Annotated in this window: 23 protein-coding genes and 1 pseudogene; 13 read left to right on the top strand and 11 right to left on the bottom strand. The window is 68.9% G+C overall.

Annotated elements, in window-relative coordinates:
• The first annotated feature begins 101 nt into the window (after positions 1-101).
• The 6 genes from ACILSK_RS15645 (at position 102) to ACILSK_RS15620 (ending at position 4740) form a co-directional block, all read left to right on the top strand.
• Positions 102-398 carry a hypothetical protein gene (locus ACILSK_RS15645; protein ID WP_395728102.1) on the top strand — a complete coding sequence of 99 codons (297 nt, stop codon included), beginning with the start codon at positions 102-104 and terminating at the stop codon, positions 396-398.
• Positions 388-1467, top strand: a complete 1080-nt coding sequence (locus ACILSK_RS15640; RefSeq protein ID WP_395728101.1) for an alpha/beta fold hydrolase — start codon at positions 388-390, stop codon at positions 1465-1467. Before ACILSK_RS15645 ends, ACILSK_RS15640 begins: the two co-directional genes overlap by 11 nt.
• A complete protein-coding gene (locus ACILSK_RS15635) occupies positions 1464-2006 on the top strand; it encodes a GNAT family N-acetyltransferase (RefSeq protein ID WP_395728100.1) in 543 nt (180 codons plus the stop codon). The genes ACILSK_RS15640 and ACILSK_RS15635 overlap by 4 nt, the downstream gene beginning before the upstream one ends.
• Positions 2003-2821: a lipase family alpha/beta hydrolase gene (locus tag ACILSK_RS15630; RefSeq protein ID WP_395728099.1), complete on the top strand. Its 819-nt coding sequence runs from the start codon at positions 2003-2005 to the stop codon at positions 2819-2821. The genes ACILSK_RS15635 and ACILSK_RS15630 overlap by 4 nt, the downstream gene beginning before the upstream one ends.
• 120 nt (positions 2822-2941) lie before the next feature.
• Entirely contained in the window at positions 2942-3829 is an 888-nt protein-coding gene (locus ACILSK_RS15625; protein ID WP_395728098.1) for an SMP-30/gluconolactonase/LRE family protein, read from the top strand.
• 116 nt (positions 3830-3945) lie between these two features.
• The gene (locus ACILSK_RS15620; protein WP_395728097.1) at positions 3946-4740 is read left to right on the top strand and encodes a TIGR03084 family metal-binding protein; all 795 of its coding nucleotides are present in this window, start codon (positions 3946-3948) and stop codon (positions 4738-4740) included.
• Positions 4741-4870: 130 nt separating this feature from the next.
• Here the strand turns inward: ACILSK_RS15620 and ACILSK_RS15615 are convergent, their stop codons facing one another.
• The 5 genes from ACILSK_RS15615 to ACILSK_RS15595 all read right to left on the bottom strand — a co-directional run bounded on the left by ACILSK_RS15615 (position 4871) and on the right by ACILSK_RS15595 (position 12474).
• Entirely contained in the window at positions 4871-6088 is a 1218-nt protein-coding gene (locus ACILSK_RS15615; protein ID WP_395728096.1) for an acyl-CoA dehydrogenase family protein, read from the bottom strand.
• A gap of 85 nt (positions 6089-6173) precedes the next feature.
• Positions 6174-6632: a MaoC family dehydratase gene (locus ACILSK_RS15610; protein WP_395728095.1), complete on the bottom strand. Its 459-nt coding sequence runs from the start codon at positions 6630-6632 to the stop codon at positions 6174-6176.
• Positions 6633-6685: 53 nt separating this feature from the next.
• Complete coding sequence (locus tag ACILSK_RS15605) at positions 6686-7903, bottom strand: acetyl-CoA C-acetyltransferase (RefSeq protein WP_395728094.1); 1218 nt, start codon at positions 7901-7903, stop codon at positions 6686-6688.
• A 288-nt stretch (positions 7904-8191) separates the two neighbouring features.
• Positions 8192-9400 (bottom strand): PucR family transcriptional regulator, encoded by a 1209-nt coding sequence (locus ACILSK_RS15600; RefSeq protein WP_395728093.1) that lies wholly within the window; start codon positions 9398-9400, stop codon positions 8192-8194.
• Between the two features lie 137 nt (positions 9401-9537).
• The gene (locus tag ACILSK_RS15595; protein WP_395728092.1) at positions 9538-12474 is read right to left on the bottom strand and encodes an AAA family ATPase; all 2937 of its coding nucleotides are present in this window, start codon (positions 12472-12474) and stop codon (positions 9538-9540) included.
• Positions 12475-13003: 529 nt separating this feature from the next.
• Between ACILSK_RS15595 and ACILSK_RS15590 the strand changes: the two genes are divergently transcribed.
• Together ACILSK_RS15590 and ACILSK_RS15585 are read left to right on the top strand one after the other, a co-directional pair.
• Positions 13004-13438, top strand: coding sequence for a VOC family protein (locus ACILSK_RS15590; RefSeq protein ID WP_395728091.1), 435 nt, complete (start codon positions 13004-13006; stop codon positions 13436-13438).
• A 15-nt stretch (positions 13439-13453) separates the two neighbouring features.
• A complete protein-coding gene (locus ACILSK_RS15585; protein WP_395728090.1) occupies positions 13454-14095 on the top strand; it encodes a winged helix-turn-helix transcriptional regulator in 642 nt (213 codons plus the stop codon).
• Between the two features lie 134 nt (positions 14096-14229).
• Here the strand turns inward: ACILSK_RS15585 and ACILSK_RS15580 are convergent, their stop codons facing one another.
• Together ACILSK_RS15580 and ACILSK_RS15575 are read right to left on the bottom strand one after the other, a co-directional pair.
• On the bottom strand, positions 14230-14865 hold the full coding sequence (locus ACILSK_RS15580) for a GyrI-like domain-containing protein (protein WP_395728089.1): 636 nt from the start codon (positions 14863-14865) through the stop codon (positions 14230-14232).
• A complete protein-coding gene (locus tag ACILSK_RS15575; protein WP_395728210.1) occupies positions 14865-15566 on the bottom strand; it encodes a MerR family transcriptional regulator in 702 nt (233 codons plus the stop codon). Before ACILSK_RS15575 ends, ACILSK_RS15580 begins: the two co-directional genes overlap by 1 nt.
• A 107-nt stretch (positions 15567-15673) precedes the next feature.
• On the opposite strand from ACILSK_RS15575, the gene ACILSK_RS15570 reads away from it, so the two are divergent.
• Positions 15674-16876 (top strand): erythromycin esterase family protein, encoded by a 1203-nt coding sequence (locus ACILSK_RS15570; protein WP_395728088.1) that lies wholly within the window; start codon positions 15674-15676, stop codon positions 16874-16876.
• 37 nt (positions 16877-16913) lie between these two features.
• On the opposite strand, the gene ACILSK_RS15565 is transcribed toward ACILSK_RS15570, so the two are convergent.
• Positions 16914-17336, bottom strand: a complete 423-nt coding sequence (locus tag ACILSK_RS15565) for a YchJ family protein (RefSeq protein WP_395728087.1) — start codon at positions 17334-17336, stop codon at positions 16914-16916.
• A 171-nt stretch (positions 17337-17507) separates the two neighbouring features.
• Complete coding sequence (locus ACILSK_RS15560) at positions 17508-18017, bottom strand: OsmC family protein (RefSeq protein ID WP_395728086.1); 510 nt, start codon at positions 18015-18017, stop codon at positions 17508-17510.
• Between the two features lie 112 nt (positions 18018-18129).
• On the opposite strand from ACILSK_RS15560, the gene ACILSK_RS15555 reads away from it, so the two are divergent.
• Positions 18130-19068 (top strand): hypothetical protein, encoded by a 939-nt coding sequence (locus ACILSK_RS15555; RefSeq protein WP_395728085.1) that lies wholly within the window; start codon positions 18130-18132, stop codon positions 19066-19068.
• Complete coding sequence (locus tag ACILSK_RS15550) at positions 19065-19652, top strand: hypothetical protein (RefSeq protein ID WP_395728084.1); 588 nt, start codon at positions 19065-19067, stop codon at positions 19650-19652. The genes ACILSK_RS15555 and ACILSK_RS15550 overlap by 4 nt, the downstream gene beginning before the upstream one ends.
• A gap of 2 nt (positions 19653-19654) precedes the next feature.
• Here the strand turns inward: ACILSK_RS15550 and ACILSK_RS15545 are convergent, their stop codons facing one another.
• On the bottom strand, positions 19655-20677 hold the full coding sequence (locus ACILSK_RS15545) for an LLM class flavin-dependent oxidoreductase (protein WP_395728083.1): 1023 nt from the start codon (positions 20675-20677) through the stop codon (positions 19655-19657).
• A gap of 232 nt (positions 20678-20909) precedes the next feature.
• Here ACILSK_RS15545 and ACILSK_RS15540 point away from each other — a divergent pair, with 232 nt between their 5' ends.
• A complete protein-coding gene (locus tag ACILSK_RS15540) occupies positions 20910-21734 on the top strand; it encodes a CPBP family intramembrane glutamic endopeptidase (protein ID WP_395728082.1) in 825 nt (274 codons plus the stop codon).
• Here the strand turns inward: ACILSK_RS15540 and ACILSK_RS15535 are convergent.
• Positions 21718-21804: pseudogene (locus tag ACILSK_RS15535) on the bottom strand (SRPBCC domain-containing protein); the annotation flags it as partial. The gene ACILSK_RS15540 and the pseudogene ACILSK_RS15535 sit on opposite strands and share 17 nt — an antisense overlap.
• Before the next feature lie 158 nt (positions 21805-21962).
• Here ACILSK_RS15535 and ACILSK_RS15530 point away from each other — a divergent pair.
• Positions 21963-22241: a hypothetical protein gene (locus tag ACILSK_RS15530; protein ID WP_395728081.1), complete on the top strand. Its 279-nt coding sequence runs from the start codon at positions 21963-21965 to the stop codon at positions 22239-22241.
• Positions 22242-22359 lie beyond the last annotated feature (118 nt).

Raw genomic sequence — 22359 nt, 5'->3', positions numbered from 1 at the left:
CCGGCTTCACTGGATGCAGCGGGTGACGGAGGCGGTGGTGCTCCCGCCGCTGGTGCCGCAATCCCGACGCCATCAGGCGATCAATCAGGACGGAGACTCCGATGCGCTGTCGCACACCGTTCGGCGCGTACGAGGCGATCGAGCAGCAGCTGAACCCGCGGCTGAAAGCGGTGATGGACACCGACGAATTCGCCCGAGCGTTGAGCATCGCACATACCTGGAGGGACGTCGTCGGTCGCGCGGTCGGCAGTGTGAACGTCCGGCTCCTGCACGCCGTGAGCATGCCGTCGAACTCCGATGTCACTCGCCTGAGCCGCCACATCGGCGAGCTGGACCGCGAGGTTCGAATGCTGCGCCATGAGCTGACGCACCGGGACGGTGGTTCGCATGTCTCCTGATCAGGAGTCGACGCTCGACCGCGTCCGGCGCGAGATCGAACGCACGGGGCTGCGGGCCCGGAACGGCATCCGCATCTTCTCGGGTTCGGCGAACCCCTCGGTCGGTCAGACGCCGAAGGACACCGTGTGGACCTTTGGCCGCGCGGAACTGTGGCACTACCGCAGCGACGCCGTCCGGTACGACACGCCGATCCTGATCGTCCCGAGTCTGGTCAGCCGCAGCTATCTGATCGATCTGACGCCCGGGAACAGCTTCATCGAATCGCTGGTGGAGGCCGGCCTCGATGTCTACATGCTCGACTGGGGCGTGCCGGACGAGCGGGACGCGGCCAACCGCTTCGAGGACTACGTCGACCTTGCGATCCCGGCGGCTCTGGAGCAGATCCGCCGTCGGTCGAACGCGGACCGCGTGAATCTCCTCGGATACTGCTTCGGCGGCGTCCTGACCCTGATGCATGCCGCGCACCATCGGGACTCGCCGTTGCGGAGCCTCACCGTTGTCGCATGTCCGGTCGATTTTACCAAGCTCGGAACCCTTGTCGACATCATGGGCAGGACCGAGCTCGAGGTCGAGGACATGATCGGTGAAGACGGCAACATCCCGGCCGGTGTGATCAGGCAGGGGTTCCGGACGCTGTCCCCCATGGGAGACATCACCACGTACGTCACGTTGCTGGAGCGGATGTGGAGTGACGAGTTCGTCGCCACCCACCAAATGATGACGCGATGGGCGACCGACCACATCCCGTTCCCCGGGACCACGATGCGCCAGGCCCACACGATGCTGGTCCGCGACAACGGGCTGATGGAAGGCACTATCGAGCTCGGTGGAGATCGAGTGACCCTGCGCGACATCGAGGTCCCCTTCCTTGCGGTGCTGGGCACTCGCGACACCGTCATCCCGGAGGCTGCGACAGCCCCCGTCATGGATCTCGTCGGCTCGTACGACAAGGAGATCCTCCGCCTGGACGGCGGCCACGTGGGGCTCATTGTCGGCAAGGGAGCACAGCGAAGCACCATCCCGACCATCATCGATTTCCTGCGAAAGCGAAGCGAGTCAACGGCATGAACATCCGACCTCTCACGCCCGCCGACACGGCACAGCTGGCGACGTTCTTCGGCGCCCTCTCCGAGCGCGATCTGACGCTGATCCGCGAGGAGCTGTCCGACCGGACCGCGGTGGCGGAGCTGGTCAAGGGGGGATCGTGCTGGGTCGCGGTCGACGAGGTCTCGACGATCGTCGGCTATGTGAGCGTCGCGCGCCTGCCCGGGTGGTCCGACCACGTCGGTGAGCTGCGCCTCGTGGTGGGCCCGCACCAGCGCGGCCGCGGGATCGGGCGAGACCTGGCGCAGCACGCCCTCGCGCACAGCCTCGCAACAGGCAGCAGCAAGGTGATCGTCGAGCTGACCGCCGATCAGGAGGGCGCCATGACGATGTTCGCGAACCTCGGATTCACCGGCGAAGCACTCCTGCGAGGCCACATCCGGGACCGCGGCGGGCGCTTCCAGGATCTGATCGTGCTCGCCCATCACGCCCACGAGAACTGGTCCGCCATCGATGCAGTCGGGATCGCCGACATCATCCACCTGGAAGGAACAGCACCATGAATCCGCACGAGAGCGTCACGCCGACGACCCCGGACAAGGCGCCCGGGGTCCTGCTGCTGGGCACCGACTTCATCCGCGGCATCGTCGAGTTCGGCTCGATGTCCCTCACCTGGCCCGTGCTGCTGAGTGCCCCGCGCGGCGACGACCACCCGGTGCTGGTGATCCCCGGTCTGGGCGCCGGGGACATCTCCACCTCGGCACTTCGCAAGTATCTCTCCGCCCTGGGCTACCACGCCCACGGCTGGGGGCTCGGCACCAATATCGGTCCCACCGCCAAGATCTCGACCGGAGCACGGACCAGACTGCGTGAGCTCTACGAGCAGGAGAGCCGAACGGTGACCGTGATCGGCTGGAGCCTGGGGGGCCTGTTCGCCCGCCGGCTCGCCCGCGAGATGCCCGAGATGGTGCGCCAGGTCATCACCCTCGGAAGCCCCATCCGCATCCGGACCCATGATCACAGCCACGGTCGCCGGCTGTACGCGATGTTCGAAGGGCGCCACGTCGAGACGTTCGACATGCCGCTCGAGGAGGGACTGCCCACGCTGCCGATGCCCACCACGTCCATCTACAGCCGTCGGGACGGCATCGTGTCGTGGCACGCCTGCCTGGACGTCGTCACGGAACGCTCCGAGAACATCGAGGTGCGTTCGGCCCACGTGGGGTTCGGATACCAGGCAGCCGCCCTGTACGCGATGGCGGACAGGCTGGCCCAGCCCGAGGGGCACTGGGAGCCGTTCGTCCCCCCGCGCTGGGCCCGCCGGACTTATCCGTCGCCGGCCGAACGCGTCGTCGCAGCCCACGCGACAGGTGATTGAGAGCGCATCACAGGTCCGCCACTATCGCCGCCCACCGACGGCCCGATGTCTGCGTCACCGTGCCACCCGATCCGCCGTCAGCCGACGGCCACCACCAGAGCCGAGGGACAAGAGATCCAGATGAGTACTCGAACATTCACCACGATCGTCTCCGAGCAGTCGTTCACCGAAGGTCCGAGGTGGCACGAGGGAAGGCTATGGTTCTCCGACTTTTACACCAACCGGGTGATGTCCGTGCTCGAGGACGGCGCAGACCTGCGCCTTGAGGCAAAGGTTCCCGGTCAGCCTTCCGGCCTCGGCTGGCTGCCCGACGGGAGCCTGCTCATCGCTTCGCAGCACGACCGCCTCGTGGTGCGGCGAGAGCCGGACGGCACGCTGGTGACGCATGCCGACGTGTCCGATCTGATCACCCACCACGTCAACGACATGGTCGTCGATGACCGGGGCCGTGCCTACGTGGGCAGCTTCGGCTTCGACCTGATGGGCGGCGACTCGGTCACCTCGACGAACCTGGTGCGCGTCGATCCCGACGGCAGCGTCACCGAGGTCGCCGACGACCTTTGGTTCCCCAACGGGATGGCCATCACCGCTGATGGCCGGCTGCTCATCGGGGAGTCCTTCGGTAACCGGGTCACGTCCTTCGACATTGCGGACGACGGGTCGCTCTCCCGTCGCGGGGTCTGGGCCTCCTTCGGTCCGGAGCCGGTCGAGGACGCCCTCGCACCGGCCATGGCACGCCTGGTGATCGCACCTGACGGCTGTGCCCTCGACGCTGACGGCACCCTCTGGATCGCCGACGCCATCGGCGCTCGGGTGGTACACGTCGCCGAGGGCGGCGACATCCTCGACGAGGTCAGCACTTCCATCGGAGTCTTCGCCTGCGCCCTCGGCGGACACGACGGTCGCACCCTGTTCCTGTGCACGGCCCCCGACTTCATGGAGACCAACCGCAGGCCCGTTCGCGAGGCGCAGATCCTCAGCACCCGGCTGGATTCGCCGGCGATGTGAGTCCATGGCGGTGGCCGAAGGGCTCCCAGGGCGGTCGGTCACCGCAACGGAGGCACGAGTGGCTGCTGCTCCGCCACAATCGGTTCGACCGAAGATTCGACCGGCGAGGAGCTGGCATGCGCATGAGTCACGTCCTGGACGCCGTGCTGGCCGACCTGAGCGCCGAGAGCGAGGTCCTCGAGGCGATGGTGAGCGGTCTCGACGACGACGGGTGGCGTACGCCGACCCCGGCTGCCGGCTGGACCGTCGCAACCCAGATCGCCCACCTCGCGTGGACCGACGAGGCCGCCGTTGCCGCGGCCACCGACAGGGAGGCATGGGAGGCCCTGGTGCGGCGCGCCCTGGGCGACCCGGAGGGGGTCGTCGACCTCGAGGCGCACAACGGCGCCGCGGTCGCCCCGGCCGACCTGCTCGCCCGCTGGGTCACGGCGCGAACCGCTGTGCCGCAGGCGCTCCGTGACTACCCCGACGGCCAGAAGGTGCCGTGGTTCGGTCCGTCGATGAGCCCGACATCGATGGCGACGGCACGGTTCATGGAGACCTGGGCGCACGCACTCGACGTGGCCGAGGCGCTCGGGATCGAGGTCGAACCGACCGACCGGATCCGGCATGTCGCCCACATCGGCGTGCGCACCCGCAACTTCGCGATGGGGCTGCACGGCCTCGAGCCGCCGGCGGGGGAGTTCCGGATCGAGCTGACCGCGCCCTCCGGTGAGATGTGGACGTGGGGCCCCGAGGACGCGGCGCAGTCGGTCCGAGGCCCCGCGTACGACTTCTGCCTCCGGGTGACCCAGCGCCGCCACCGTGACGACCTGTCCCTCGTTGCCGCGGGCTCCGACGCGGACCGTTGGCTCGACGTGGCGCAGACTTTCGCCGGCCCGCCCGGAGGCGGGCGGGAGGCACGGGCGTGAGTGCATCCTTCGGGAGCGGAAGCCGCAGGCGGCTCGGCGCCACGGTGGCTCCGGGCCCGCCGAGCGCCACCGGACCATCCTCACCGGCACCGGTTACCGGTGACGGGCTCGCAGGCTCGCGCCAGCGCGGTCAGACGAAGGCGCTGACGCCGGTGATGTCCCTTCCGACGATGAGGGTCTGGATGGTTTCGGTGCCCTCGTAGGTGTGGATGGCCTCGATGTCGGCCATATGCCGGATCACGTGGTAGTCGAGCAGGATCCCGTTGCCGCCGAGCAGGTCACGAGCCTCGGCGATCACCTGGCGGGCCTTGCTGGTGTTGTTCATCTTGGCGATCGCAGCGATAGTGTCGGTCAGCGCGCCGTCGTTCTGCAGCCGGCCGAGCTGCCTGCAGATCAACTGCATGGAGCAGACCTCGGCCAGCATTTTGACCAGGCGGCTCTGCACAATCTGGAAGTTGACCAGGGTCTTGTCGAACTGCTCGCGCTGCTGGCAATAGGCCAGCGCAATGTCGTAGGCGGCGACGGCGTGTCCGAGCGCACCCCAGGCAACGGCGTTGCGGGTGCCGGCCAGCACCCGGGCGGTGTCCTTGAAGCTCCTTGCGCCGGGCAGCCGGTTGGACTCGTCGACCCGGACGTCGGTGAGCCGGAGATGGCCCTGCCAGATGGACCGCAGCGAGCCCTTGCCGTCGATCCGATCGGCGCGGTAACCCGCTGTGCCCTTCTCCACCAGAAAGCCTTTGACCTGGCCGTCGGCGGTATCCCGCGCCCACACCACGATCACGTCGCCGACGGTGCCATTGCCGATCCACTTCTTCTCGCCGTTGATCGTCCATGTGGCACCGTCGCGGGTGGCGGTGGTCTCCAGGGCGACCGCGTCCGAGCCATGCTTGGGCTCGGTCAGCGCGAATGCGCCGAGCGTGGTGACCTTGGCCATGTCCGGTAGCCACCGTTGCTTCTGTTCCGGTGAACCGAGCATCGCAATGGACTGCATCGCCAGGCCCGCCTGCACGCCGACGAACGTGCCGATGCTGCCGTCGCCGCGGTTCAGCTCCATGTGCACCAGGCCGGCCGCGACCGGACTCATCGGTGGGCAGCCGTAGCCCTCGATGCCGTCTCCGACCAGGGCCAGCTCGCCGAGTCGGTGCAGCAGGGGCCAGGGCAGCTCGGCCTTCTCCCAGTAGTCGCCGATCACTGGCAGGACCTCGTCGTCGACGAAATCCCGTGCGCGTCGCCAGATCGCCAGTTCGTCGGGGGTGAGTTGGTCGGCGATCCGGAAGTAGTCCGTGTTCAGCGAGCGGCCGATGTTTCGGTACTGCAGCGGGTTGTGGGACTGTCCTGGTGCGGTCATGGTGGATCCCTCACTTCTCGAAGGCCTAGGTGCCGGGGGCGGGCGAGCGGTCGGCTGACGAACTGGCCGGCTTCGACGGCCGGGGTCATCGGTACAGAACGACCACCTCGGCGACGCACGCCGGCCGCACGCTGCCCTCGATCTGGATGGTCAGGGTGAGTACAGCCTCGACCATGTCTCCCCGCGCCTGCGCCGCGGTCAGTTGCAACCCCGCCCGCAGCCGGGCGCCGACCGGGACCGGCGCCGGAAATCTGACCTTGTTCAGGCCGTAGTTCACAGCCATCTGGACGCTGTCGACCTGCAGGATCTCGGCGATGAAGACCGGCGCGAGGGACACCGTCAGGTAGCCGTGGGCAATGGTCGTGCCGAACGGGCCGGCCTTGGCGCGCTCCGGGTCGGCGTGGATCCACTGGTGGTCGTCGGTAGCATCGGCGAACAGGTCCACCTGCTGCTGGGTGATCGTCCGCCAGTCGCTGGTGCCCAGATCGGGATGGTCCACGGCCAAGGCCAACAGATCGATCGGTGCGGCCACCCGGGTCGTCATGGTTCATGCCCTTCAAATCCAGAAGCACTGTGGGTGAAAACTTTCAGTAGGGATCAGCTGAGCCGCTCGATGATCATGGCCATACCCATGCCCCCACCGACGCACATGGTCTCCAGACCGATCTGCTTGTCGTTCCATCGCAGGCTGTTGATCAGGGTGGTGGCGATGCGGGCTCCGGTCATGCCGAACGGGTGGCCCAGCGCGATGGCGCCGCCCTGGACGTTGAGCCGGTCGAGGTCGATACCCAGCTCCCGGTAGGAAGGAATGACCTGGGCGGCGAACGCCTCGTTGATCTCGGCCAGATCGATGTCGGCGATGCTCATGCCGGCCAGAGAGAGCGCGTTGCGGGTGGCCTCGACCGGACCCAAACCCATGATTTCCGGGGACAGCCCGGACACCCCGGTGGACACAATCCGAGCCAGTGGGGTCAGGCCCAACTCCCGAGCCTTCCGATCGGAGGTGATGATCAAGGCGGCGGCCCCGTCGTTGAGCGGGCAGGCGTTGCCTGCCGTGACCCGACCGTCCGGGCGGAACGCCGGGGCGAGGGTGGCCAATCCGGTGGCGGTCGTCCCGGGACGGGGGCTGTCGTCTGCGTCGATCACGGTTCCGTCGGGGAGTGTGACCGGAGTGATGTCTGCGGACCAGAATCCGTCGGCGGCGGCCTTCTCGTACAACTGCTGCGACCGCAGGGCGAAGTCATCCATCTCTTCACGGGTGACGTCCTTGAACTGTGCCAGGTTCTCGGCCGTCTCACCCATGGTCAAGTAGACATCGGGTAGGTTCCCGTCATCTCGCGGGTCGTGCCAGGACGTGCCCTTCTGGATCCGTTCCTGGCCGCGTTGCTGGGCTGCGGAAAACCTGGGATTCTGGGTATCGGGCAATGAGTCGCTGGTGCCCTTCACGTAGCGGCTGACCGTCTCGACTCCGGCGGAGATGAAGGCATCACCCTCCCCGGCGCGGATCGCGTGCAGGGCCATTCGAGTGGTCTGTAGCGATGAGGCGCAGTACCGGGTGATGGTGGTGCCGGGTAACTGATCGTGCCCGAGTTGTACCGCCACCACCCGTCCGAGGTTGTTGCCCTGCTCACCACCGGGTAGCCCGCACCCGAGCATCAGGTCGTCGATCGCCGACGGCTCCAGTTCCGGAACCTGGTCCAGGGCAGCTTGAACGATGGCGGCGGCCAGGTCGTCCGCGCGCATGTCCTTGAGCGAACCCTTGAACGCGCGACCGATCGGCGACCGCGCCGTCGCGACAATCACAGCTTCGGGCATGGTGCTCACCACTTTCACCCCGAGGGGGCACAGTTTCCGGATGGGTGGCCCGCATCGAGCGGCATGGAGCCGTCGGCAAGCCGTGACGCCGCATCGCGAGGGTCGCTCACAACACGGACCCCGCCGGCGCTCCGTGGATCGGCAGCGCCGTCGGTCTCGTGCAGTCCGAGTCTGCCCGGCGCGCAGGGCCAGGTCATTGTTCCCGCGCCCTCGCTGGGGGCTCCCGAACTGTTCTCGGGAACAAGCCGACCTGCCAGGGTGGACGAATCGCCATCATCTCCTCCTTGGTCAGGTGGCCACCCCGCGGTGATCGTGGGGGAGTTGCTGCCATGCCCGGGCGGCGGCAACGACTGCAGTGAGATCGGCCGGGTTCGTCAAGTCTCGCCCGGTCAGCGACTCCACCCGGCGTAACCGGTAGCGGATTGTGTTTGCGTGGCAGAACAACACCGCACCGGCGTCTTTGGCCGATCCGCCGGCGTCCAGCCAGGCCTGCAGCGTGTCCAGCAATTGATCCCGGTCCTCGCTCGGCAGGTCGACAAGCTCCTTGAGTACGGCTCTGGCCACCCCGATCGCGGTGTCCGGTGCTGCCGCGACCAGCATGTCCAGCGGGCTGTCCGGAAACTGCCGAACCCCGTTGTGGTGGTGAGCCTCCAGCGCAAGCTGAGCCAATCGCCTGGCCCAACCGGCCTGGCTGAGGTCGAAGAAGATCGGACTGGCACCGATCCGTCCCGAAGCGTGGCGGTCGAGAATCTCCAAAGCGGCGGCCATCCGGGGGCGTGCGCCCAGCGATAGCACGCCCAGCGACCGCTCGGCCTCCAAACGCCACACCGAGGACACGTCCCGCCCGGCCAACGCTGCCTCGGCCCTGGGCAACGGATCTTGACCCGGCTGCGGTGACTCCGCGGCCACGACGAGGAAGACCCCACTGACTGACAGGCCAAGGGTCTGAGCCGCCTGCCACAGCGAACCGGCCGACGCCGTTCCGGCCAAGATCACTTCGACGAGCACCGCCCGTTCCCGCTCCGACAATCTCAACAGATGCCTGGCTTCGTCCCGATACCCATCGACTGCGGCAGCGGCGTACCGCTCGTGGAGCTCAAACAGTCGCTCGGCTATCGTGGCCATTTCTGCCATTGAGATGTCCGACATCGCGCTTGCCACAGCTACCACCTCACGCCACAGCACGCTGAACGAGAGCCGATACCCGGCGAGCATGTCGGCCAGCGGAACACCCCGGGTCGCCCGGGCCCGGCCAGTCTCGTCCGGTGCCCGCAGATCCAGTTCGTTGCCACCGGCGATGTTGGTGATGATGTACTCGAGATTGGCCGTCAACGACCGACGTATCTCGTCATCGGACACGACATCCGTGTCGCGGTAAAATTCGATCTCCTCACGGATCCGGCTCAACGACTGCTCGACGACTTTCGGCTGACGAGCCAAGGTCGAGGCAACAATGCCGGACAGCGCCGCTTCCGCCGACTCACTTTGCTCCGCCATCGGTCGAGGCTAACGTCCCGACCAGTGTGGGATCACCTGATCCTTGCGCAGTTCGCGCCCACGAAGGCTTCTGCCGATAAGTGACATTATGTCAGGTTGATCTGGTGAAGGGGCGGGAGCTGGTCCTGCGAGCTGCGCTAGTCCGTCCGTGCCCGCACCGACCGGGTCGCTGCCTCGACCCGGCTGGACACGCCCAGCTTGCGAAGGATGTTCGAGACGTGGACGCTCGCCGTCTTGCGGCTGATGAACAGTGCCTGACCGATCTGTCCATTCGAGTACCCCTCGGCGACGAGCCCCAGAACCTCGCGTTCACGGTCCGTCAGTCCGAGATGGTCGTCTTCGCTGCGGCTGACCGATCGCGAATGGGTAGTCATCAGAGAGAGGTGCGCTCGGGTGGCGAGCGCATCGATCCGATCGCGCAAGGGGGCCGCAGCAAGTCGGTCCGCGATCCTTCTGGCCTCGATCAGGCTCGTCCGGGCCTCCCCCCGGACGACGGCCGATTGCCGGTCGGCCCCGGACAGCATCGCCTCGTTCAGTCGGAAAGCGCTGTAGGCCAATTCATAGGGTGAACCGAGGTCCCGCCACGCCGCGACCGCTTTTCGCCAGAGTGCATCACTCGGCTCGCCAGCGAGCCGGGCACGTTCTGCCTTGGCGATCACGAGCCACGGTGGTATCGACGGCGGGTCGGCTTCCTCGACCAGTTCGAGCCATCGATCGGCCAGCCGCCCATAGGCCGGCTCCTGACCGTATTCGGTTGCTTCGCCGGCTACGAAGTCGGCGAGCGCCCTGATCGCCGCCGCCGCGACCTCCGCGGCGTGCTCGGCGAATCGTGGAACGATACTGGACAGCGCCGAGTCGACCAGATTCGGTATCCCCGTGACGGTTCCGCGGGCGGCCTGCAATTCGATCGCCACCACGGTGGTCGGGCCGATAACCGACTCGTGGGAGACCATTCCCACGAAGGCGGCGTCAACCAATTCCTGCACCTGATCCAGCCGGCCCTGGCGTACCCGGATGAGCCCCCAGGTATCGGCCAGGCTGAGATGCTCGATATCCAGCGAACCGAATTCGGCCCGCAGGTCCGCCACGCGGCGTTCGACGTCGGCCAAGCGGCCGCGCAGTTGGAGCGCCCGAATCACCCGAAGCTGCACCATCGTTCCCTGGACCCGATTGATTCCGGCGGCCGCGCAGTAGTCCATGGCCTCCGGCTCGAGGTCGATGACCTCGTCATGGCGCCAGAATTCACTCAGGTAGTAAGCCAGGTTGTCGTAGGCCCGCCCGGCCTCCATCGCGAAGCCGCCGGCCTTCGCCGTCTCGAGGGCCGCTCGAATATCCTGCAGGCCCTCGGGTTTCCCTTCGATGCAGGCGCACACGCCGAGCGTCAATCGAGCATTGGCCTGCGCTTGAGCACTGTCGACGATCCGTGCGAGGTCGAAGGCGCGCTGGGCGATTGGCCGCGCGAGGTCGGCCCCGGGACGATCGTGTCGCCACTCGGAGAGAGTCAGCATCGCTCGCCAGCCCAGCGTCAGCGCCGTCCGGACACCCGGCGGATCCTCGGTGGCCCGACTCGCCCGATCGAGGAGTCGACCGGTCTCGTTGTCGTCCACGCCGAACCAGGTCCAGGGAATCAGTCGCAGGCAGGCCGCAGCCTCGGCATCCGCGCCGCTGCTCGCTGTCTCCGTGACGCCGCGGCGACCGAGCTCGATCGCCTTGCCGAACTGCCGGGCGCGGCCCGCGGCGTCGGCGGCATCCAGCAGCAAAGTGGCATGATCGCAACCGGCGATTCTCCCGGCGCCCGGGACCAGATCCCACAGCTCAAGGGCCCGTTCGAACTGGGTGAACGCTTCCGCGTCGGCGCCGACGTCCGCGGCTGCACGGGCGGCCGCGACCGACGCAGTGAGCGCCGACACGCGCTCGCCGGCCAGAAGCCAGTGCCGGGCGATCTCACCGCGGCGGTCCGGCGCGATGGCCTGCATTGTCGACGCCAGCGCTCGATGCACGGCCCGGCGGTCGACGGCCAGAACCTCGTCCTGGACGATCTCCCGCGCAAGATCGTGGCGGAAGCTGACAGTTTCGCCGTCACGGACGCACAACCCGGCGGCGACGAGATCCTCGACGGCCGCGGCACAGGGCTTCGCGTCCAGCCCGGATGCGGCGGCCAACACGGTACTCGAGGTCCGCCCGGCCGCGGACGCCGTCCTCAAAACAGTCAGCGCGCTCTCGTCCGGGCCCTGGGTCCGAGCCAGTACCGCATCGCGAAGCAGCATCGACGGGCGTCCCAGGTCATCTCCGGCCAGGAGTTCCTCGGCGAAAAATGCGTTGCCGGCGCACCGCCGGTACAGCCGGTCGATGACGGCCGATTCGGGTGTCAACCCGGTGAAGCCCGACATCAGTTCGCCCACCTCGTCTCGGGAGAACGGTGGCAGGTCGACCTGGACGGGCCGGGCCGCCCGCTGCCAGGACCCCAGGAACGGCCGGAGCGGATGCCGACGATGCAACTCGTCGGTTCGGTACGTCGCGATCAGCGCAATTCGTCGGCTGCTGATCCGCGGCCCGAGAAACATCAGGAGTTGCTGGGTCGACGCGTCCGACCAATGCAGGTCTTCCAGCACGACGATCAGCGGTCGACGGGCGCTGAGCCCGTAAAGGACCCGCAACAGGCCATCAGCGAGCGAGGCCAGTGACTGCGCGGCGTGTTCCGGAGGCTGTCCCGGCCGCCGATTGAACACCGGTGCCAGTCGGGCGAGATCGTCGGCCTCGGGACCGAGTTCGTCCTCCGGCAGGCAAGCCGCCTGCGCGGCGGCGTCTCGGAGGAGGTCGGCGATCGGCGCCAACGGCATCACCGCATCACCGTGTTCGACGCACCAGCCGCGCAGCGCCGGCGCTCCGGCGGATCGGGCCCGGGCGGCCCATTCGTCGACCAACCGGGACTTCCCCACCCCCGCTTCGCCGCCGATGAGCAGGACGTGCCCACCCGCGTCGACTCCGGTCGTCAGGTCGCTCAGAACGTCGTCGAACAGGCCGATTTGCTCGGCCCGTCCGATGAACCGACTCGACGACGTGCGGCGACGCACAACTGTCATTGTCCCATTCTTCGACCGACCGGTCGCCACCGCATCGGGAATGGTGGCTCATTTCCGTGCCGGGGTACCTCATCGCGTCGTGCGGTCGCTGAGGTACTCGTCGGTGGAGATCGATACGGCCGCCCGATGCCCTGCCCTACCTCAGGACCGCAATCTCGAGGCAGTGACCACTCAACATCGACGGAAGGGCCCGATCATGTTCACCACTACGAGCAGGCACGTTCGGCGTCGAACCGCGGTCGTCGGGTGCGCAGCCGGTCTGGTCATGCTGACGGGGTGTGCGTCCGGCACGGACACACCGCCCGCCGGCGCGATTCCAACCTGCACGACCGCAACCGTGGCCCCGGAGGCGCCGAACCCGTTGACGCCCATCGTCCGTGGCGGCCTCCGCCCCGTCTGATCGGATTGCGAGGACGCTCCGAGCCTCCCGTCGCCCCGAACGATCAAAAGCCTTGACGGATCACTTGCTTTTTGCAAGTCTAGGTGTCGTCCACCGACCAGATCCGATGGGGAGCCCACGATGACCGCCATGTTCGTCAACCTGCCAGTGACCGACCTCGAGCGCGCGAAGAACTTCTACACGTCGCTCGGATTCACGATCAACCCGGCCTTCAGCGATCACAACGCGGCCTGCGTGATCGTCGAGGAGGACCACAGCTACTTCATGATCCTGGTCCGCGAATACTTCCAGACCTTCACCGATCTTCCGCTCGGCGACCCGGCAGTGAGCCCGTCGTCCGCGACCGCGATCTTCCTCGACAGCCGGGAGGCCGTCGACTCGACCGTCGCCGAAGGGCTCGCATCGGGCGGTTCGGAGGCGCGGCCCCCCTCGGACTACGGTTTCATGTACCAGCGCCAGCTGACCGATCCCGACGGGAACGTCATCGAGTTCGGCTGGATGGACCCGGTTGCCGCCGCTCAAGGCCCCGAAGCCTTCGCCAACCAGCAGGCCTGAGCACGGGCGTCGTCGGTGGCCACTCGCGACTACGGGCAGTACTGCGGCGTCACACGAGGTCTGGAACTCGTGGGCGAGCGCTGGGCGCTGCTCATCGTGCGTGACCTGCTCGTCGGGCCTCGCCGCTACGGTGAGCTCGCCGCGGGTCTCCCCCGCATCCCGAGCAACATCCTGGCGGCGCGGCTCAAGGAGCTGCAGGCGGCTGGAGTGATCAGGAGGGTGCCCCGATCCCGGGTCATCATCTACGAACTGACGCCGTACGGGCGCGAACTCGAACCGATCGTGCTCGCGCTCGGCGCGTGGGGATTCAAGGCCATGGGTGAGCCGCGGGAGGAACAGGTCATCACCCCCGATTCGATGACGATGGCTCTGCGCACCGCATTCCGGCCGCAGGTGGCGATGACGCTGCCGCCGACCGCCTATGGGGCGCACCTGGGCCCGGCCGATCTTCTCATCCGGGTGGACGGTGCCGCCCTTGCGGTGACGCGCGGCGACGGACCGGTCGACCTGGCTTTCAGTGCTGGACCGGGCATCCGTCGCCTGATCTCCGGCGAGCTCGCCCCGGACCGCGCGATCGCGACCGGCGTGGTCGAGGTGCTGCGCGGCCCCGGCGATCTGCTCGGCAGGTTCGCCAGCACGTTCCATCTGGCCGCCTGAACGGTCGCCGGTCGCCGGTCGCCGGTCGCCGGTGACGTTGCCGCGGCAACGCATCCGGCGCGGCGAGGGACGCAGCGCCGGTCATCTCTGCTCTTGTACGGCACCAGTCACCGCGGTCCGGTCGATTCAACGGATCAACGCCCGGCGCCTGCCTCGACGGGGGCGACGGGCTGGCGCAGGATCGTCCGGCGCTTCTCCGGCGCGACCCGACGGAAGTCGCTCAGGTAGATCTCGTGGTGCCGGCCCGTCATGCGCAGGCCGTGGCCCGGGATGAATTCGTGGTGCATCCGATCGAGCACAGCCGCCTCGTCGTCGAACGAACCGACGTGCAGCGTCTGCACGCATCGGCCCTCGGCGAGCGTCCCCCACCGCAGATCGCCCAGCCGGGCCGGACTGCGCCGAGCGCCCACCCGGTCGACCGCGGCGGCACAATCACTGTCCGTCAGCCAGTCCGGCACCAAACTGAGCAGCGTCCATTTCCAGCGCGTCTTGTCCCGGGCCACGGTGAAGGTGTCCATGTCGTCGGCCCACCACAGCCCCTCCAACGGAGGGACGACGTAGTCGCGACCGGCCGCGTTCTTGCTCGCGAACTTGACGGAATAGGCGACGGGATAGAGCGTTTCGACCGATTCGGCGAACGCGGGCGTGTTCGGGTCGCCCTCGCCGTCGATCATCAGGTAGCGGTGCGGGGGAATGTCGAGCAGCCGGAACTCCCCCACCCGCGCCCGGTAGCCGTCCAGGGACCGTCGGAGATCGAGCTTGCCGTCCATCAGCACCCAGTGTCGCGCATCGCGAGGTAGGCGTCGAGCGCGGCCGCGCCGGTCAGCAGGTGGCGACCTCGCCCGGCCAACCGCTGCTGCCAGGCGTCCAGGAAGGTGGCCAGCGCGTCCGCCCCACCGGCCACTCGCAGCGAGTCCAGGTACCGGGCGACATGGGTCAGTGGGTACCCGCCCCGACGCAGTTGGCGTGCGATCTCGGCGTCCCGCACGTCCTGGGGTGCGTACTCGCGTGCTCCGGTCGACCGGTTCCGGGCGGGCCGCAGGATTCCCGCCGCTTCCCAACTGCGCAGCGTCGCCGCATGCACGCCGAGCCGCCTGGCCAATTCCCCGACGGTCAACGGCGGGCCGGCCGTCACCGGCGTCGGCGCAGCAGCGGTGAGGCCGGCCAGGGCCGACGCGACCTGGGCGCGGGCGTTCCGCTCGGCCCGCAGTTCCAGGTGGGCGGTGTCGATCAACCGGAACGCGGCGTCGTCGTCGCCGCGATGCACCGCACGCATGATCTCGATTGCGGTCGGGTGCCCGTGACCTAGACGCAGCCCGAGAAATGCGCGCACCGCCTGGGCGTGCCGTGGGGTGTACCGGCGGTAACCGGTCGGGCTGCGCTCGGCGGCCGGCAGCGCACCGGCGTCCTCGTAGTTGCGGATCGCCTGCGCGGTCAGTCCGTGCTCGCGGGCCAGGTCGACCGGGCGCACCTTCACCTCCGATTGATGCCTATCAAGCGGTCTGACCGTCCTGTTCGACGCCAAGTCTCAACGGATTCTTCAACGATACGGTCGAAGGAGACCGACGAGGAGGGTGCATGGACGAGGCACTGGCCGGACGGCCGCTGGACGATCCGGCTCAGCTGGGTGAGGTGCTCGACGAGCTGCTCGCGGGTCGGGAAAGGCCGGTGCTGTTGGCCCTGGGCGAACCGACGCACGGGATCGTGGCGTTCCCGTCGTTGCGGAACGAGATGCTGGTGCAGCTGGTGGAGCGGGGTGTCCGGTCGATCGCCCTGGAGAGCGATCTGTTCGCCGCGACGACGGTCGACCGCTATGTGGCCGGGGGTACCGGCGAACTCGACGAGGTGCTCGCCACCGGGTTCAGTCACGGTTTCGGCAACCTGTCCGGGAACCGGGAGCTCGTGCAGTGGCTGCGCGGGTTCAACGCCGGGCGCGAGCCGGCCGATCGGGTCCGATTCCACGGGTTCGACGCGCCTCTGGAGACCGCGGCCGCGCCGAGCCCGCGGCGGTCTATGTGTGCCGTCCATGACGCGCTGCCCGCGTCGCTGCGGCCGGTGTCGGCCGCCGAGCTGGACGCGCTGCTGGGGGACGACGCGGACTGGACCGATCCGGCGGCCATGTACGAACCGAGCGCCTCGATCGGGGGGTCCGCCCGGGTCCGGGAGCTGCGGATCGTGGCCGATGACCTGGCCAGCGCGCTGCGCCGGGTGGCGCCCGGCCTGGACCCGGCCGACCCCGACCGCGACGACGACATCGCCGCGCACGCGCGGACCGCGCTGGGGCTGCTGCGCTACCACGCCGCGATGGCCCGCCCCGCCCCCGACCGCATCGGCACGCTGTTGAGCCTGCGCGCGGAGATGATGGCCGACAACCTGCTGGCCATCGTGGGCCGGGAACAGGACCGCGGGTCGACCCTGGTCTTCGCGCACAACGTGCACCTGCAGCGGGCGGCGTCCGAGATGTCCTTCGATACCGAGGCGTCACGCTGGTGGAGCGCGGGCGCATTGGTGGCCCGATCCCTGGGCCGGCGCTACCTGGTCATCGTCACCGACGCCAACCCGCACAGTGACCCGGCCACCCTGCAGGGTGTGCTCGCCGCCGCGACCGCCCGGCGCACCCTGTTCCCCGCCGCCGCCCTCCGCGCCGCGTTGCCACCGGAGATCGGGCCGGGGGCGGCGATCCTGCCCGGCCACCTCCCGGTGCGCCCGGCCGATCTGGCCGGGGTCGATGCGCTGATCTTCGTCGCCGACACGGACGGCCGGCGCCAGCAGTACTGGTGAGCCTGCCGTCGGCCGGCCCGCATCGACCGCGGCATCGTCACCCTGAGGATGGGGCCTGAGCTACCGGCTGCTGGTACACCCAATCGCCGTCCTCGCGGACGAACGCGCTGTTCTCGTGGTGCTCGCCCGGGGTTCCGTCCTGCACGAACCGGGCGACGAACTCGACGGTGCCGGCGGCGTGAAAGGCGCTGCCGCCGGTGCGGCCCAGAATCTGCAGCCCGGTCCAGCGCATCGCCTGGTCGAAGCTGAGGCCACGGGGTCGGTGACCCGACGACCAGGTGCGCAGCAGGTACTGACGGTCCTGCACCACGAAGGCGCTGTACCGCGACCGCATGAGCTGCTCGGCGGTGGCTGCCGCGGCCTGCCCCCGATGCAACGGGCCACAGCAGTCTGCGTACGGGGCGCCGAGACCGCACGGACACGGACCGGAGAACGCACGCGACCCGGGAGGTTTGGCCATGTGCCGATTATCGACCTGGCGGCCGCTGATCGGCCGAAGCGCGTCACTGCATCGGCAATCGGGCCCTCGGCCGCACCCGGCGCATCCTGCTCGTCGGCGGTCGTCGCCCGGCACCGCTCGGGAACTTGTATGCACCGTGAGCACCCGGGCGGCGCGTCGATGATCAAGTTGTCAGCCCGCAGCGGTCAGGGTGACCGAGGCCTCCGGCGGTTGGCGCAGGGTCTGCCACACGACGCAATACCGCTCGGTCAGTTTGAGCAGTGACGCCAGTTGCTCCTCGTCCGCATCGGAGTCGACCTCGAAGGCGAGCCGGATCGACCGGAATCCGACCGGGGCCTCCCGCTCCACCGCGAGGGTGCCCCGGATGTCGAGGTCGCCCTCGGCGCGCACGGTGCCGGCGCGCAGGTCGATGCCGAGCGAGATGGCGACCGCCTTCATGGTGACCCCCGCGCACGCGACGAGAGCTTCCAGCAGCATGTCACCGGAACACAGCTGCGTGCCGTCGCCGCCGGCCGCCGGATGCAACCCGGCCTCGGCCAGGGCCCGGCCGGTCGTCACCGAACACGAGACGCCTTCGCCGAGGTGGCCATCGGCGTGCAGTGTGATCACCGCGCTGGCCGGGTCGTCGCGGTACTGCTGTTTGAACGGGGCCTGCCGGGCCATCAGGGACTGCTTGTCCATCAGCCGACCCTACCCACGGGCCCGCTGCCCCATCGGGCACCACTGCCGGCCGGCCGGGCAGCACCGGGGCCGCACCATTGTTCGCGGCGTGCCGACCTGGCACAGTCCGAGAATGGGGTGGGTCACGCACGAGGGCGCGGTGCGCGCCGACGGGCCTGCGCGCCGGTCGCCGGAGCGCCGCCCCGATCCGGCCGGCGGTGTCCCGGCCGAACTCGCCCACCTCCAGCGGACCGCCGGAAACCGGGCGGTGGCCGCACATCTGGACCGGGTGGTGCAGCGACACCTACAGCCGACGGCGCCCGACGAGGTCGGGCAGGCCGCGGCGACCGAGCCGAGCCTGGCCGCACCCACCAGCGCGAACGCCGTCGAGCCGGGCACCGGAACCGGGACCGGCACCACGCCGGCCCCGGCCACCCCCAGCCGGCAGGCGCAGGTCTACGCCAAGCTCAACACCACCGACACCGGCCGGTGGGCGCTGGGCATCATCGACAAGTGGAAGATTCCGGTGGACTACAACTTCGCCGGGGTCGGTTCGTTCCACCAGGCCGGAAAGATCTTCGTGAACCGGGCGCTGTCGATCGACGCCGCCACCCTGGTCACCATGCACGAGGCGCAGCATGCCGACACGTTCAAGTCCGGCCGCGCGGCCGACGTCGAGAAGCTGTCCCGCGCCGAGTACATCGCCAAGAAGATCGCCGACGAGGCCGAGGCGGTCGTCCGGCAGATCGAGGGCTCGGTCCCCATGACGGCCCGCGGGGCGAGCCTGGCCGGGTCGGGAATCACCCAGGGCCTGATCGACAAATACCGGGCGGCCTTCTACGCCAAGCGGGACGAACTGGAGGCCGCGGACCCGACGATGAGCCGGGCCGAGATCAACCGGCGCTGCCGCCTGCACACCCGCGACACCGAGGTGACCAACTGGTTCACCGACGGTACGTTCGTCACCTCGACCGGAGGGGCGGCCAACGTGACGTACTCGCAGCATTACGGAAAGAGCTGGGACGACTCCCACACTCCCCCGTCGCCCGCCCCGGCCGGGGGCGGCGGATGACAGACATCCCCGTCGAGGTGGTGGCCGACGCCGTCGGGCCCGGCCTGGGCCAGGGCGTGCGCCAAGGGTCCGCGACCATCCTGCCGATCGCGGTGCCGGGCGTCGAGCGCGCGGTCGTCCGGCTGGTGCGAGACGACCGGCTTGATCATCCATTGCAGGCGTATGTCGGTCAGTGGCCGGACGGTCAGGTCCGGGTGCTCAGTGACGACCAGGCGGCCTGGGCCGACCTGATCGCCGCGGTGGGCGCTCACATCGAGAGTGCGGCAACGGCTCTCGGCTACGTCCGGCAGTTCCTGGAGATCACCCGCGGGCCGGCGGTGCTCGTCCGGGAGGTCGGCGCCGCCGACGAGCTGCCCTGGCGGCCGGGTTCGGCGGACGAGGAGCGGCGCCGCGCCGACTTCCTCGCCGGTCCCCCGCTGCCGGCGCCCGTCGCCGAACGCACCGGCGGAGGATTCCACGTCGAGCTGACGCTGCTCGTCGGTCAGCGGGTCCAGCGCAACCTGTTCGACGTCACCCCGGACGGCGGCATCGACGCGACCTTCCGGGTGTTGGCCGACGACCTGCCGTTGCCGATCGTCCGCTGACCTCAGCGCCAGCCGAGCTCCGGCGCGACGTGCGTCAGGATCGACTCCAGCACGTGCGCGTTGTAGTCCACCCCGAGCTGGTTGGGGATCGTCAGCAGCAGGGTGTCGGCCGCGGCGATCGCGTCATCCTCGGCCAACTCCTTGATCAGCACGTCCGGTTCGGCCGCGTACGACCGGCCGAACACCGCGCGGTAACCGTCGATGTTGCCCAGCGAGTCGCTGCTGCTCCGATCCGCGCCGAAGTAGGCCCGGTCCTGGGCGGTGACCAGCGGGAAGATCGACCGGCTCACCGACACCCGGGGTTCGCGAGCGTGACCGGCCTCGGCCCACACCTTGCGGAAGGCCTCGATCTGCTCGGCCTGCTGGACATGGAACGGCTTGCCGCTCTCGTCCTCCTTCAGCGTGGAACTCATCAGGTTCATCCCGAGCTGGGCCGCCCACTCACCGGTGGCGTTCGATCCCGAACCCCACCAGATCCGGTCCCGCAGGCCCGGCGACTGGGGTTCGATCGGCAGCGGCCCGGGATGCGGGTTGGCGAACATCGGGCGCGGGTTCGGCTCGGCGAAACGCGCGCCCTCGATCACTTTGAGATACACCTCGGTGTTCTGCCGGGCGACGTCGGCCATGGTCTGCCTCTCGGGCGCCCCGTAGCCGAAGTAGCGGAACCCGTCGATGACCTGCTCGGGTGATCCGCGGCTGATGCCGAGCTGCAGCCGGCCACCGGAGATCAGGTCGGCCGCGCCGGAGTCCTCGGCCATGTACAGCGGGTTCTCGTAGCGCATGTCGATGACGCCGGTGCCGATCTCGATCCGGCTGGTGCGTGCCCCGACCGCGGCCAACAGCGGGAACGGCGAACCCAGCTGCCGGGCGAAGTGGTGCACCCGGAAGTAGGCGCCGTCGGCGCCCAGCTCCTCGGCCGCGACGGCCAGGTCGATGGACTGCAGCAAGACGTCGGCAGCGGTCCGCGCCTGCGAGTGGGGCGAGTTCGACCAGTGCCCGAACGATAGAAATCCGATCTTCTTCACGGCTAGTTGAACGCTCAACTTTCTGTCGGAATTCCCCGACGGCAGCGGCAATCTACTCGCCCGAGCGCTCAGCTGGGCGGGACAGCCTCGCCCGCCCGGTGGCTAACTCTCCCGACGAGGGGGGTCGGCCCGGCCGAACACGGCGGCGGGCCCGGTGCCGGGCGCGGGTCACGGGGACGAATGTGAACGCCAACCGGCCGACCGCGGGCGCTCACCGCACATGGAGGACAACATGTCGACGCCGATCAGCTGGGTACGCAGACACCGCATGGTCACCTTCTTCGGGCTGGCCTTTCTCGTCTCCTGGTGGGTCTGGCCCGCGTACGAGTGGGGACTGTCACCGACCCCGTTCCTGGCCTGTGGTCCGCTGGTTGCCGCCCTGGCCGTCATCGGCCTCACCGACGGGAAGGCCGGGTACCGGGCGCTCGGGGCCCGGCTGATCCGCTGGCGGGTCGGTTGGGTCTGGTGGGTGGTCGCGATCGGCACTCCCCTGGCCGTCCTCGCCGCCGCGTCCGTCCTGAACGTCCTGTTCTTCGGGGCCTCGGCGCCGCAGCTGGGCACGATCGCCTGGTCGGGCGTGCTGACCGTGGCCGCGATCCGGTTCGTGAACCCGCTGGACGGTCCGATCGGCGAGGAGCCGGGCTGGCGTGGATACGCCATCCCCGAACTGCAACGCCGGCGGTCACCGCTGGCCGCGGCGACGATCGTCTCGGCCATGGCCGCCCTGTGGCACCTGCCGATCGTCATGGTCGGATCGCTGCCGCCCCTCGCCCTCCCGGTGACCTTCGCAATCGGCTTCGTGTACGCCTGGCTGTTCCGCCGGACCGGCGAAAGCGTCCTGCTCACCGTTGTTTTCCATGTCCTGCAGGGCAGCGTGAGCTACGCCGTCCTCGGGTTCGCCGGGATCGACGCGGACCGTATGGATTGGCTGACCGGAGGGCTGTGGGTGGTACTGGCGATCGCGGTCGTCGTGCTCGACCGGGCGGCGTGGCGCGCCGTCACACCCGCGCCGACCGAGCGGTCGCCGGCGTCGCGACGGGTCAGTGCCAGTCGCTGATCTCCACGTCCCGCGGCGCCGGCGCCCCGGTGCCGGTCTCGATCAGCGACTTCAGGCTCATCAGGAACGAGTGTTATGTCGCATCGTCTGGGCGACGGTGATACGGGCGAGAAGCACTTTCTATCTGCGCAAACGTGTGGAGAATGTCGATGGGGATGGCGTTGAATTGGCCAGGCATCTACCCTTCCTGGTACCCATTCAGGGAGCCGGTCCAAGGGGAGGAACCCAATGTCCACGATCGCCATCAATGCCCTCGACACCGTCGATGCCCGCCGAGTTGGCGGCGCCTCGTGCGTAGTCATTCGGCCCGAGGCGGACGCGGCGGACCATGTAGTGGCTCTGGTTGTCCACTCCGAGCCCAGCACGCCCGCCGCCGAGCGGGTGTTTGAAGAATTCGACCTCGTCCCGGCGTCGGCCGCCCGGCTCGTCGGGCTTATCGTCGACGCGCTTGACCTCGTCGACCCCGACATGGCGGCCGCCGCCCGCACGCTGGCCAGCGCCCGATGAGCCGCGCCCGCCTCGGCTGGCTCACCATCGTGGCTGGCCTCCTGATGGCCGGCATCGCGCTCTTGGTGGGCCTCCACGACGACGCCGATGCGCGTGCGGCGGCCGTCCGTCAGGCATC

This window comes from Nakamurella sp. (genome assembly GCF_044224575.1).
GTDB lineage: Bacteria > Actinomycetota > Actinomycetes > Mycobacteriales > Nakamurellaceae > Nakamurella.
Note: the sequence above shows the minus strand (reverse complement) of the source record. Positions and strands in the feature narration are given on the sequence as shown.